At 37.1% G+C, this 12,785-nt stretch carries 14 protein-coding genes; 10 read left to right on the top strand and 4 right to left on the bottom strand.

Features of this window, described 5'->3' with window-relative positions:
• The first annotated feature begins 124 nt into the window (after positions 1-124).
• Positions 125-1,531 (top strand): MFS transporter, encoded by a 1,407-nt coding sequence (locus ACLHDF_RS01380; RefSeq protein ID WP_413917257.1) that lies wholly within the window; start codon positions 125-127, stop codon positions 1,529-1,531.
• A 224-nt stretch (positions 1,532-1,755) separates the two neighbouring features.
• Positions 1,756-2,631, top strand: a complete 876-nt coding sequence (locus ACLHDF_RS01375) for a YitT family protein (protein WP_413917256.1) — start codon at positions 1,756-1,758, stop codon at positions 2,629-2,631.
• A gap of 201 nt (positions 2,632-2,832) precedes the next feature.
• On the opposite strand, the gene ACLHDF_RS01370 is transcribed toward ACLHDF_RS01375, so the two are convergent.
• Complete coding sequence (locus tag ACLHDF_RS01370) at positions 2,833-3,006, bottom strand: hypothetical protein (protein WP_413917255.1); 174 nt, start codon at positions 3,004-3,006, stop codon at positions 2,833-2,835.
• A gap of 599 nt (positions 3,007-3,605) precedes the next feature.
• On the opposite strand from ACLHDF_RS01370, the gene fbp reads away from it, so the two are divergent.
• Positions 3,606-5,534, top strand: a complete 1,929-nt coding sequence (gene fbp, locus ACLHDF_RS01365; protein WP_413917254.1) for a fructose-1,6-bisphosphatase — start codon at positions 3,606-3,608, stop codon at positions 5,532-5,534.
• 56 nt (positions 5,535-5,590) lie between these two features.
• On the opposite strand, the gene ACLHDF_RS01360 is transcribed toward fbp, so the two are convergent.
• Positions 5,591-6,298, bottom strand: coding sequence for a M48 family metallopeptidase (locus ACLHDF_RS01360; RefSeq protein ID WP_413917253.1), 708 nt, complete (start codon positions 6,296-6,298; stop codon positions 5,591-5,593).
• 1 nt (position 6,299) lies between these two features.
• Positions 6,300-6,803 carry a DUF1456 family protein gene (locus ACLHDF_RS01355; protein ID WP_413917252.1) on the bottom strand — a complete coding sequence of 168 codons (504 nt, stop codon included), beginning with the start codon at positions 6,801-6,803 and terminating at the stop codon, positions 6,300-6,302.
• Between the two features lie 366 nt (positions 6,804-7,169).
• Between ACLHDF_RS01355 and ACLHDF_RS01350 the strand changes: the two genes are divergently transcribed.
• From ACLHDF_RS01350 to ACLHDF_RS01340, 3 genes are all read left to right on the top strand, one after another.
• Entirely contained in the window at positions 7,170-7,700 is a 531-nt protein-coding gene (locus tag ACLHDF_RS01350; protein ID WP_413917251.1) for an ECF transporter S component, read from the top strand.
• An 89-nt stretch (positions 7,701-7,789) separates the two neighbouring features.
• On the top strand, positions 7,790-7,981 hold the full coding sequence (locus ACLHDF_RS01345; protein WP_413917250.1) for a hypothetical protein: 192 nt from the start codon (positions 7,790-7,792) through the stop codon (positions 7,979-7,981).
• A gap of 207 nt (positions 7,982-8,188) precedes the next feature.
• On the top strand, positions 8,189-9,085 hold the full coding sequence (locus ACLHDF_RS01340; protein WP_413917249.1) for an alpha/beta fold hydrolase: 897 nt from the start codon (positions 8,189-8,191) through the stop codon (positions 9,083-9,085).
• Positions 9,086-9,301: 216 nt separating this feature from the next.
• Here ACLHDF_RS01340 and ACLHDF_RS01335 read toward each other — a convergent pair whose 3' ends face one another.
• The gene (locus ACLHDF_RS01335; RefSeq protein ID WP_413917248.1) at positions 9,302-9,658 is read right to left on the bottom strand and encodes a CBO0543 family protein; all 357 of its coding nucleotides are present in this window, start codon (positions 9,656-9,658) and stop codon (positions 9,302-9,304) included.
• 407 nt (positions 9,659-10,065) lie between these two features.
• Here ACLHDF_RS01335 and ACLHDF_RS01330 point away from each other — a divergent pair, with 407 nt between their 5' ends.
• From ACLHDF_RS01330 to ACLHDF_RS01315, 4 genes are all read left to right on the top strand, one after another.
• Complete coding sequence (locus tag ACLHDF_RS01330) at positions 10,066-10,239, top strand: hypothetical protein (protein ID WP_413917247.1); 174 nt, start codon at positions 10,066-10,068, stop codon at positions 10,237-10,239.
• Between the two features lie 23 nt (positions 10,240-10,262).
• Positions 10,263-10,640, top strand: coding sequence for a hypothetical protein (locus tag ACLHDF_RS01325; protein WP_413917246.1), 378 nt, complete (start codon positions 10,263-10,265; stop codon positions 10,638-10,640).
• 276 nt (positions 10,641-10,916) lie between these two features.
• On the top strand, positions 10,917-11,540 hold the full coding sequence (locus ACLHDF_RS01320) for an FMN-binding negative transcriptional regulator (protein ID WP_413917245.1): 624 nt from the start codon (positions 10,917-10,919) through the stop codon (positions 11,538-11,540).
• Between the two features lie 211 nt (positions 11,541-11,751).
• Entirely contained in the window at positions 11,752-12,729 is a 978-nt protein-coding gene (locus ACLHDF_RS01315; protein WP_413917244.1) for a ring-cleaving dioxygenase, read from the top strand.
• Positions 12,730-12,785: the final 56 nt, after the last annotated feature.

Here is a 12,785-nt window from a genome sequence, read left to right as displayed (position 1 = left end):
TTTTTCGTTTTTTACTTAAAAATAAGTAGTATACCAAGGCAATTAAGTGTGAAATAAAGTAAGTCAAATTTGACTTTACTACTCAGTCTTGTATAATCGTATACCGCGGAGGTGACGTGATGAAATGAAGTTTAACAAGAAAAAAATTAACGTCGTAGATATTGATAAAGCTAAAAAAAGCGTCTTTGCTACGGGAGTAGGAAACGCGATGGAATGGTTTGACTTTGGCTTGTATTCATATTTAGCTGTTATTATTAGTCAAAACTTTTTTAGCGCAGTTCAAAATGATCAGCTCAAATTAGTATTCACATTTGCTACATTTGCGATTGCCTTTTTAATGCGTCCATTAGGCGGTATTATATTCGGTAAAATTGGAGACAAGTTAGGAAGGAAAGTCGTTTTAACCACCACCATTATTTTAATGGCCTTTTCCACATTACTCATTGGGTTATTACCTACATATGATCAAATCGGTGTATGGGCACCCATCCTTTTATTAATTGCACGAATTATTCAAGGCTTTTCAACTGGTGGTGAATATGCTGGTGCGATGGTGTATATTGCAGAATCGTCTCCAGATAATAAGCGTAATATGCTTGGAAGTGGATTAGAAATCGGTACACTTGCTGGGTATATCCTCGCTTCACTGCTAGCTAGCTTACTATTTCTTCTTCTGTCAGATGAACAAATGGCCTCATGGGGCTGGAGAATTCCCTTCTTATTAGGTTTACCTTTAGGACTAATTGGTTTTTATTTACGAAGCAGTTTAGGGGAAACACCTATTTTTGAAAATGAAATTTCTAATTCAGAAGATGAAGTTGAAGAAGAAAGCTTCCTCTCTATTTTAAAAAATCACAAAAAAGATGTGTTTGTTTGTTTTGTAGCCGTGGCTTTCTTTAACATTACAAACTACATGTTATTATCGTACATGCCGTCTTATTTAAATGAAATCATTGGTTTATCAAACACGGTTGGTACGGTATTAATTACGGCGATCATGATTCTAATGGTGCCGCTTGCCCTTCTGTTTGGAAAACTGAGTGACAAAATCGGGAACAAGAAAGTTTTCTTGATTGGATTAGGCGGATTGAGTCTACTATCAGCTTTTTCGTTCTATTTAATCAACTTAAACAGCTTAATCTTTGTTTCAATTGGTATCCTTATCCTAGGTATCTTCCTTGCTACGTATGAAGGAACAATGCCAGGGACGCTGCCAACAATGTTCTATACAGATATTCGCTATCGTACATTAGCGATTACGTTTAATGTTTCGGTTTCTATATTTGGAGGAACGACGCCATTAGTTGCGACATGGTTAGTTCACGCAACAGGCAATCACTTGGCTCCGGCGTTCTATCTGACTATCGTGAGCATCATCGGATTTTTCGTGATATTATTCTTGTTTGCGAACACGGCAGGAAAATCACTGAAAGGTTCATATCCAACGGTTGCTTCTAAATCCGAATATAATGAAGCGGTTGAAAACCCGAAAGATGCATTATGGTGGCACACGGAGCAAACAGAAAAATAAGTTAAATGATAAGCAGTCCATTCATTCCTAAAAATGCTGCTTGAGATGTGAATACTCATAAGAGCCTTTTCTTCGAATGGAGAAAAGGCTCTTTTCATAAATAGAGGTTTACTTTTACGTCAGAAAATGACGCTACTTGAGATTCATAAGCCTCCTCAGTTCAAATAAAGAGAATATTTGTGGTACACTTAAACAGTAAAAAACATTTAAAAGTGAGGAATTATATGAACACAATTAAAAAACACAACAGGCCTAAGCGGCTAAAAATTGCTTTCCGAGCATTAATGGTCATTATCGGAGGGATTATTGCAGCTTACGGCTTAGAAACTGTCTTAATTCCAAACCATGTTTCAGATGGAGGGGTAACAGGCATTAGTATCGTTGCTTCAAACCTATTTGGCTTGCCGCTAGGGGTTCTCATTGCCGTTATTAACATTCCTTTTGTGTGGTTAGGGTATCAACAAATTGGGAAAAGTTTTGCCATCTTTTCAATCCTCGGAATTGTCTCATTAGCTGTCGGTACAAGCCTCATGCATCACACTCCAGCGATTATTGAAGGAGATACACTACTCGTAACCGTTGTTGGCGGTATTATTCTTGGTTTTGGAATGGGAATCGCACTGCGTAATGGCGGAGCCTTAGATGGAATCGATATGTTAGCTGTGCTGCTTTCTCGAAAATTGCCGTTTGGAACAAGTGATCTTATTTTGTTCTTAAATGCGTTTGTATTTATTTTTGTTTCATTAGTATTTGGCCTGCAAGGCGCGATTCTTTCTGCGATTGCATACTTTATTGCATCTAAAGTTATTCATATCGTAGAAGTAGGGCTAAGCGGCTCGAAAACCTTCCAGATTATCACTTCTCAGCCGGCATTAATGGTAGAGACAATACGTGATCGTTTAGGTCGAAGCGCTACATACAAAGAAGCTTACGGCGGTTATTCTCATGAAAAATTCAAGGAAATCACATGTGTAATCAACCGTTTAGAAGAAAGCAAAATGAAAGAAATTATCAACGAAATTGACCCGACGGCTTTTGTTACGGTATATGACGTAGCGGAAGTTAAAGGCGGTAATTTCAGAAAGAATAATATTCACTAAGCTGAATAAATCCGTACATTTGTACTAATACTCTACAACAGCCATCTTTTTAGTTTCGGTTGTGGAGATAAGAAAAGCAGCGTGACCTATCGCATCCGCTGCTTTTTTTATTTTTATAATAAAATCTATTTTGGTAAATCTAGCATTCGCATTATAAATTATGTACTTATCAAAATAATCCTTCATGTTCAGAGACCATTTTTAAAGCTGGATATTCTGAAAAAGTGAAACGGTCAGAACTGCGGTTGATAAGGTACCTGCGGATATTAACGTGATAATTTTTCCTTTGTTTTTTTCTTTCGAAGATTTTACAATTTCTTTTGAGACTGCACTCCATATTAAAATAGATGCAATAACTACTATTAAAAGCCACATACGATCATCTCCTTAGTGAGTGAACCAAATTTATACAGTGAACACAGATAGCCTAAGTATATCATATGTTTTTGTATTAAATTTCCTTTCTTAATTTAGTCCTTTAACAAAGCCGAAAGAAAAAATCTCTGAACGTAAAAGAACAGAGATTCCAACAGAATGATGGTTCTTATATAATACAAAGGATGACTTTTCCTGTTTCAGAAAGGTCATATTTATCGTAACATCAGCAAGGATTTGACGCTGTGAGTTTTCTCACAGCCAGGGAAGAAAAAGTCTGTTATTGTATAGAAGTCGGAGTGATCTTTCTTGATTATGTGCGCTTCTTTCATATGTATCGAACCTGCTGACTGAGATCAGCAGGTTTTTTTATGTGATCAGCTAGTTTTGATCTTTAAACGGGAAAGACCGGTTAATCTTTATAGACAAATAGACTTTATACCATTTTACCTATACCTAAAATAGGTTAAAATAAAGGGGTGAGGCATGAAGAGGAAAGAGTTAAATAAGAGGTGCGTAACATTATAATCACAATTTATCTTACTAAGTTATAACGGTGATTATACTAAATGGTGAACGTTGAAAGGGGATACATAGTTTTGAACACAAAATATCTAGATTTACTTGCACAAAAGTATGATAGTGAAGAAAAAGTGGTAACCGAAATTATTAACCTTGAAGCTATTCTTCATCTGCCAAAGGGGACCGAACATTTTGTCAGTGATTTACACGGCGAGTATCAAGCTTTTCAGCACGTGCTGCGAAATGGTTCAGGGAATGTAAAAGAGAAAATTAAAGACCTTTTTAAAAATGTATTATCTGACCAAGAAATCAATGAATTTGCTACATTGGTGTATTATCCTGAAGAAAAATTGCCGTTGATTAAAGCGCAGTTTAGAAACAAAAAGGAACTCTATCAATGGTATACAGAAATTATTGATCGTATGCTTAGTCTCATTTCGTACGCTTCTTCTAAATACACGCGTTCTAAACTGCGTAAAGCATTGCCAACTCAATTTGTGTACATCATTGAAGAGCTGCTATACAAAACGGATGAATTTACAAACAAAGAACAGTACTACACGAAAATTGTTCAGCAGATTATTTCTTTAGGACAGGCTGATAAGCTTATCGTAGGTCTTGCTTATACGACGCAAAGATTGGTTGTTGACCATCTCCATGTAGTAGGGGATATTTATGACCGCGGGCCGGAGCCGGATAAAATTATGGATACGCTGATCAACTATCACTCCGTTGATATTCAGTGGGGAAATCACGATGTGCTATGGCTAGGCGCTTTTGCGGGTTCAAAAGTGTGTCTCGCCAATATTATCCGTATCTGCGCAAGATACGACAATCTAGATATTATTGAAGACGTATACGGAATTAATCTGAGACCTCTGCTTAACCTGGCCGAGAAATACTATGATGATAATCCTGCTTTTAGACCAAAAGTGAGCTCGAGTGACAAATTATCAGATCATGAACGACTGCAAATTACTAAAATTCATCAGGCCATTGCGATGATTCAGTTCAAGCTTGAAAGTCCGATTATAAAAAGGCGTCCTTTCTTTAATATGTCAGAAAGACTTTTACTTGAAAAAATTGATTATGACAAAAACGAAATTACGATATATGGAAACACGTATCCGCTAGAAAACAGCTGCTTTGCAACAGTTAATCCGGCGCAGCCTGATCAGTTATTAGAAGAAGAAGAGCACGTAATGGAAAGATTGTTACTTTCTGTACAGCATTCGGAAAAGCTAGCGAGACATATGAAGTTTCTAATGAAAAAAGGCAGCCTATATTTGAAATACAACGGAAACTTATTAATACACGGCTGCATTCCTTTAGATGAAGAAGGAAACATGGAAAAAATGACGATTGAAGATAAAACGTATGCAGGCCGAAATTTACTTGATGTGTTTGAACATTATTTACAAGAGGCTTTTGCACACCCTGAAGAAACGGATGATTTAGCAACAGATATGGTTTGGTACCTGTGGACGGGAGAATATTCATCACTCTTCGGGAAACGAGCAATGACGACGTTTGAAAGATATTTTATCAGTGATAAGGCAACGCATAAAGAGAAAAAGAATCCATATTACTATTTACGGGAAAATGAGGAAGTCTGCCGAAACATCCTCGCAGAATTTAAGTTGAATCCAGATCATGGCCATATTATCAATGGTCATACGCCAGTCAAAGAGATTGAAGGAGAAAATCCAGTCAAAGCAAACGGAAAGATGATTGTTATTGACGGCGGTTTTTCAAAAGCGTATCAATCTACAACAGGCATCGCTGGATACACGTTATTATATAATTCTTACGGCATGCAGTTAGTCGCTCACAAACACTTTAATTCAAAAGAAGAGATTTTATTAGAAGGAACGGACGTCTTGTCTGTAAAGCGATTGGTCGACAAAGAACTAGAAAGAAAAATGGTTCTAGAAACAAACGTCGGAGAAGAATTGTTAAAACAAATTTCTATTTTGAAAGATTTAAGAAAATATCGCTATAGTTAAAGATAAGAAAAGAGCAGTATGCCCTGAAGGCTGCTGCTCTTTTTTATTTAGCGGTGCTACACCGTCATTTCCCAGCTGGACATTTCCAGCCAGTTCTCTTGTTCACGATAATCGGGCATGATTTTCCCAACCAGACGCCAAAAGGACCGGTCATGATTCATGTGACCCATGTGGCACATTTCATGAACCACTACGTAATCAATTACGTGCTGAGGTGCCATTGCGAGTCGCCAGTTAAAGGTTAACTGGCGCTTAGAATCACACGTGCCCCACGTTTTTTTGCTATCTGAAATCGAGACGGAGCGCGGCTTTGTCTTGAAATGCTTTTGATAGGAGGCGATGCTTTTGGTTACTAGCGCTTTACATTGTTGATAGTAAAAGCGTTTGAGCGCTTGTTTTATCGCTTCATCGTCGCGCTGCTTGAGATAAATCTGCAGCGTGTCAGCTTCAAACACTACAGAATCCTTTATAATGCTAGAGTCGTGATGAATCTGTATCGGATGATTTTTTCCTAAATATAAAAAGCTTTCTCCGTGTTCATAGACTTTCTCTTTTGGTCCATGCGTTCTATCTTTCATTTCGGTTATTTTTTGCTGAATCAATGCCCAGTTGTTCTCTAATAACGTACGTATTTGTTCAGTAGAAGTATCTTTAGGCGCAAGGACTTCAACTGTCCCATACCCGTCTACTTTTATTGCAAAAGAGGTTCGGTTTTTATATCGTATTTCGTAATGGATTGTCTGATTTAAAAAGGTGTGTACCATTTTATCCTCTATATTGTACCGTTAAGCCTCTTAGGAATTTTCGTGCAAAATTCTCTTTGCACGCTTTATAATTTTTGTGGCCTTTTTTTCTTAACAAAGCGCCTAATTCTCCTTTAGACACACGTATTCCACCGTCGTCAAATATTTCTAACATCTCTTCACTTGTTAATGATAAAGCAATTTTTACTTTCTTTAACAAGACGTTATACATATTTTGATTGCTGTGAACCGGCGCTGGAGGTGCTTGGCCTGGTTTAGGGTCTTGTTTTCCTCTTTTAAAGGTAATAAAACCGTTTAAAAAAGAATCTAACATACTGTTCGTGCACGAGATATGTTCGTCGGCATGAACTGCATCCTCATCCTCCTCGTCAGGTGTTCTTGTAAGGATCTTTAATACGTCTTCTTTTGTTACTTCCACTCCTCCAAGATTAAAGATCTCTACTATTTCTGTATTTTTTAAATCAAGAGCATATCTTAATCTAATTAGAATATCGTTATTATCCATTCTTGCTCCTCCTATAACTTGCTTGCTATATGTAAAAATCGTGTTTGCCACAATCTGAACGGACTTTATGAATATCAGTACAACTGTAGGAACAGGTTCCGCTGAAATTCTAGGTTATTCCATTCACTTCTACAAACATATAACTTCTCATATTTATCAATCTTCGTCAACTCTTGAAAAAGAATACGTTGCTTGCAGTATGCCCAAACAGACTCTTCATCATAACAAAAATCAGGAGGTGCAGTCTGGTAGAAGAAGCTCTATGTGCTGCTAGAATTATATACCTTACTAAATAAATAGTTTTACATATTTATTTAGTATCTAAATAGGAGTATGATAATAGTAAAAAAAGAAAGAGGTCAACAGATGAATTCAACATACTCACCAAGAGAATCAACCAAAATCAAAGCTTTATCTATGCATGCACTTTTTATTGCATTGACGTTTGTAGCTACAATGTTTATTAACATAAAGCTTCCAATCATGGGTAACGGAGGCCTCATCCATTTAGGCAACGTTCCTCTTTTTATAGCAGCCTTTATTTACGGTAAAAAAACAGGAGCCATCGCGGGGGCTTTTGGAATGGGGTTATTCGATCTCATCTCCGGCTGGACAGCATGGGCGCCGTTTACGTTCATTATCGTAGGGGCAATGGGCTTTTTAGCAGGCCTTATATCCGAAAAAACACCTGGTAAAAGAGTACTTGTCAACACATTGGCAGTTGCCGCTGCGCTGATTGTAAAAATCGTAGGCTACTATTTTGCCGAAGTAATTCTTTACGGTAACTGGATAGTTCCGCTTGGCTCTATACCGGGAAATGTGATGCAAGTTGTCATAGCCGGTATCATCGTCGTTCCGCTTGTAGGTCGCTTAAAGAACAGAGCTGTACAAATTTAATCGCTCAATCGTAAGTCGTTTTATCACGATTTTATCCTTAAGTGATATACTTGATAAAGATTCATCAAGTGAAAGGAGCGGAACACACCATGAAATATCTAAAATCACAGATGAAACAGCTTATTAAAGAAAATCAAGAACTGCAAGGTAAGCTGAATGGATTGATGAAAGAGCACAGCCTTGAAAAGAACTTTGCTCTTAAAGCTCTGTACCATGCAGAAGTTGCTGAAGGCGGAAAATATCAGCTTGCCTATCAAGCATTGGACGCACCGAAAAAATAATGGCCTTATTGCTCATTCGTATATTTTTTCACCATAAAAAGGCAGCCAAATAGCATATTTGGCTGCCTTTTTTATCAAATAGAATGATATAGAATCATATTTGTGTTTGCATGACTTCTTTCTAACTGCTTAAATCTTGATAAATAGGGTATGTAAAAATAAATGCTAGCTATCGTTCTAATTATATAAGAAAAGAGGAAAATAGCGATGACCGTACCTGCTTTAGAACAAGCAAAAGTAGAATTATCAAATGGAGAAATAGTAAATTATCGAATGAAAAAGGGCGGAAAAGAGATACTTTTGTTAATTCACGGAAACATGAATTCTTCCCTTAACTGGGATGTATTAATGAATGAACTTCCAGAACATATTACAGCTTATGCAATCGATTTAAGAGGATTTGGAGACTCCACTTATCATACGCCTATCCACACAATCAAAGACTTATCAGATGATGTCAAGCTGTTTGCAGATGCTTTAAAGCTGTCTGCTTTTACAATAAGCGGCTGGTCACTAGGAGGAGCAGTCGCCATGCAGTATGTAATTGATTATCCCCATGATGCCAAAAATTTAATTCTTTTAAGCTCTGTCAACATCAAAGGCTATCCCATCCCAAGAAGAACTTTTCTAGAACTGCCTATTCCTAATAACTTTATACAAACTAAAGAAGAAGTAAAAGAAGCATTTAGAATGGTAGAAAACGCGAAAGAAACAAAAAACACGTGGTTTTTAAAAATGATGCTGCGTCAATTTCTATATACAAAAAATAAGCCGTCTGCTGATCAATTTGAAAAGTATTTACAAGAAACGATCAAGCAGCGAAATTTAATTGACATAAACTACGCACTCATGAGGTTTAATATTTCAAATGATTTTAACGGTGTTGTTCAAGGAACAGGAGAGGTAGATAAAATTACGATTCCTACTGTGGTTATTCAAGGAGATGAAGATAAGATGGTTTCTACAAGAGATGCATCTGACATCGCCGAAGGAATAGGGGAAAATGCAACGTTAAAAATTATGAAAGGTGTCGGTCACTGCCCATTGTTAGATGATTTCAGTAGTTTAATGGACTTATACAACTCTAATTTGAGCAGGGCGTAGTAAAAATCAAATTCCATGCTGAAATGCTGCCGAATAAAAAAGTTTTTTTATTTCTAAATACAGTATGTTCTAAATTAACACAAGAAAAATAGGCTGGTTACGATTTAGTTACTCTACTTTCTTTTGATGAAGCAGACAACCAGTAAGGAAAACAATCACAAAAAACGTAAGGTCTTTTTAAAAAGGCTTACGTTTTTTTGAGTGCACTTACTATATTTAATGTTGCTTTTCAAAATAAAGAAACAGATTAGTGATCCATTTCGATAGCAGCATCACGCTGATATAGAACACGAATAGATGGCCGTAAGTGACCCATTCATGCAGTTGAGAAAAGCCTAGCATTTCTAACAGCGGTTTAAAAATAAAAGCGAGAAAAAGGCAAAGAGCAGTTGTATATAAATAGTAATTTTTATGATGATTAATTATCCATTGATAAAGAAGCATAAAAGTAATGGGAATAAGCGAAGCATCTAGGCTAAAGCTTACGGGTATAACGGTATTCATTTGATAAGGGTATGTCCAAAGCCCGTTATAAACGCCGGCGGTATCACTATAGTAAAACCAAACGTGCACGTTAAAGTCGCAAAACCCTAACCCTAAATGAAAGGCTTTTTTTCGATCAATTAAAAAATAGAGAATAACTAAAGGTAAAATGAAAGCGCCAAAGGTAACCCAGAACTGCCAAGAGCCTGGGCTGAAGTAGTGATGCTAATATTCAGCCTGCGTTTTGGCTAACTTTTCCTGTTGAGTTATTATTATCTTTCTGATGAGAGATTGTGTTTATAACACATTGCACGTAAATCAATATATGTATTCGGGATTGTATGGATGCTTTCATCGATTTTGTTACTCGGAGCTGCCGTTTATCAGCTTATCATTTAAAGTTAAACTAACTGCTTTTTTCCATTTTTATGAAACTTCCAGCGGCATTTTTACGTATAAAAGGTATAAATAAAATGGCAGGAAAAAGGAGTGGTTTTTTGTCTGAAGGCAAGAAAGAGACAGATTATCTAGGAGTAGGGTTAGGTCTGGGCGTTGCAATGGGAGTTTCACTTGGAATGCTGACGGACAATCTTGGATTTGGTATTGCAATCGGGACATCATTAGGCGTTGTTTTTGGAACGACAATGAATCAAAGAAATAAAAAAGAATAAAGTTCTGAGAGAAGGAGTGTAGAATGAAATATTTTGAAGAAGCAAGAGAACTATGGTTAAAATATGTCCCGAGAAACGGGCAGTCGGATGTCGTAGAAGGAGAGGCCATTCGAGCCATTGAAAAGCTTCGCTGTGAAGCTCAAGGCAACGGAAATGCTAATTGGGATAAAGGATTTGAGATGCTAGTATTATATATGCTAGAAGTATTAAATGACCCAGCGGTATTTAGCCCAGATGTTTTAGCAGAAATAAAAGCAGATGTTCACACTTTGCTTACCTCTGCAGAAGATCCCTATTTAGAAGATGACGTATATGATCGTTTAACCGACCGTGTCATTGAGTGGCATATGGCCAAAGGTGGACCTATCAAACGAGAAAAAAATCCCCACTTATATAGATGAACATGAAAAAGGAGCTGTTTTAAAAGAGCTCTTCTTTTTTTTGTCTCTCAATTCCTTCCTTAACCAATAGATGTTTAATTGCATCATGTGCTAAATAAATATATATAAAGAAAATCAGCGGTTTACATCACAGCAGTGTAGCATAGACTTCATAAAAAATCGATTTCTAAATACTTGAACATCTGCTGACCTCCATAAAAAGTTCATAACTGACGCTGTTGCAAACACATACAGTATTGTATCTTTTACTCAATAAGGGATAAAGGAGAAATGCTGATGTATATTCCAAAGCATTTTAAAGTGAATGATGAACAAAGCATGTATGATTTTATTAAGGATAATGGATTTGCCACTCTGTTTTCGTATCATAACCAAAAGCCCTATGCTACTCATTTGCCTCTGATGTTAAACCGAAAAGAAGGAGCTTTATACGGGCATTTTGCTCGTCCGAATCAGCAGTGGAAAGATGCTGAAAGTCAAGAAATTCTGGTTGTATTTCAAGGACCTCACTGTTATATTTCACCGTCTTGGTATGAAACGAACCAGGCTGTACCTACGTGGAATTATGAAGCTGTTCACGTGTACGGAAGCATGAAATTGATTGAAGACCCCAAAGAGCTGTTTCGGCTGCTGAGTAAGATGGTGGAAAAATATGAAAGCCCGAATAGTACATATACAATGAATGACGTTGATCCCACTTATATAAATGGCCTAAGCAAAGGAATCATTGGTTTTAAAATCGATATCACCAAAATAGAAGGAAAACAAAAGCTAAGTCAAAATCATTCAGTAGAGAGACAGCAGTTAGTTATAGAAAAGCTAGAGCACACGTCTCGTGAAAATGAAAAGAAGATTGCCGAGCTGATGAAACAAAATGTGCAGCGTGTGCTTAAAAAGTAAGTGCTGTTTGAAAAGATAATCTATTCGTTAGGGCAAAGTAAAAAAGAAACTAACTATGTTTTTAGTTTCTTTTTTATGTTTATAATAATTTTCTTGTTATTGACAAATGCACTGTCTATCCGTTAAAATTATCTTTAATTAAAAATAATTTAATTAAAGATAATTTAATAGAATTTAAAAAGTGTATATATTATGAAAAGAGGCGAATCAGATGGAATTGTTAGGGTTGCACCATGTATCTATTTTGACGGGAAAAGCTGAGAAAAACTATCAGTTCTTCACCAAAGTTTTAGGCATGCGATTAGTAAAAAAAACGGTGAATCAAGATAATACCCAGTCTTATCACTTGTTTTATGCGGATGGAGAAGGGACACCAGGAACGGAAGTAACGTTTTTTGATATTCCAGGTCTTGCAAGAACGCATCAAGGTATATCCGACATTTCGACTGTGTCGCTTCGCGTTAAAAATACGGCTTCTCTCCATTTTTGGAAAGAGCGCTTCGAGCAGTACGGAGTGGAATATGAAGAAATAGCTAAAAGAGCTAATCGTGATACATTAGCATTTAAAGACTTTGAAGGTACACGCTTGCTTCTTGTCGCTGACAATGGTGAAAAAGGCGTAAGAGCAGGCGTGCCGTGGAAGCGTGAAGATATTCCATTAGAACATGCGATAGTTGGCTTAGGGCCAGTCACGCTAACGGTGGGCACGGCAGAACCGACTGTTGACGTACTGACAAACATTATGGGATTTCGCTACGTGAGTTCTTATCCCTCTCTTGCAGGAGATTATGAAGACGTTTTGGTTTATGCAACAGGTGAAGGCGGAAGCGGAGCAGAAGTGCATATTGAAACTAGACCTGATTTGCCAAGAGTTCGCTTAGGACGAGGTGGAGTTCATCACGTTGCATTCCGTGTTCCAAATGAAGAAGAATACAATAAGTGGGCAAGTCGGTTAAACGAAAACAACTTGCCGAATTCTGGTAAAGTAGAACGATATTATTTCAAAGCACTTTATTTCAGAGAACCAAACGGCATTTTATTTGAATTATCAACGGACACACCTGGGTTTGCGACCGATGAGCCGCTTGAAACGATGGGGCAAACATTAGCGCTTCCTCCATTTTTAGAGCCTAAGCGTAAAGAGATTGAAGAAAAGCTGAGACCGCTAGATTTGGACGAAACGCTATAGAATTTATAACGCGTTTGCTGACTATTAAGACATTAAAAACTCCAGTATTTATACTG

The sequence above is a fragment of the Priestia megaterium genome, assembly GCF_046599315.1.
Lineage (GTDB): Bacteria > Bacillota > Bacilli > Bacillales > Bacillaceae_H > Priestia > Priestia megaterium_F.
This window is presented reverse-complemented; position numbering and strand designations above follow the sequence as displayed.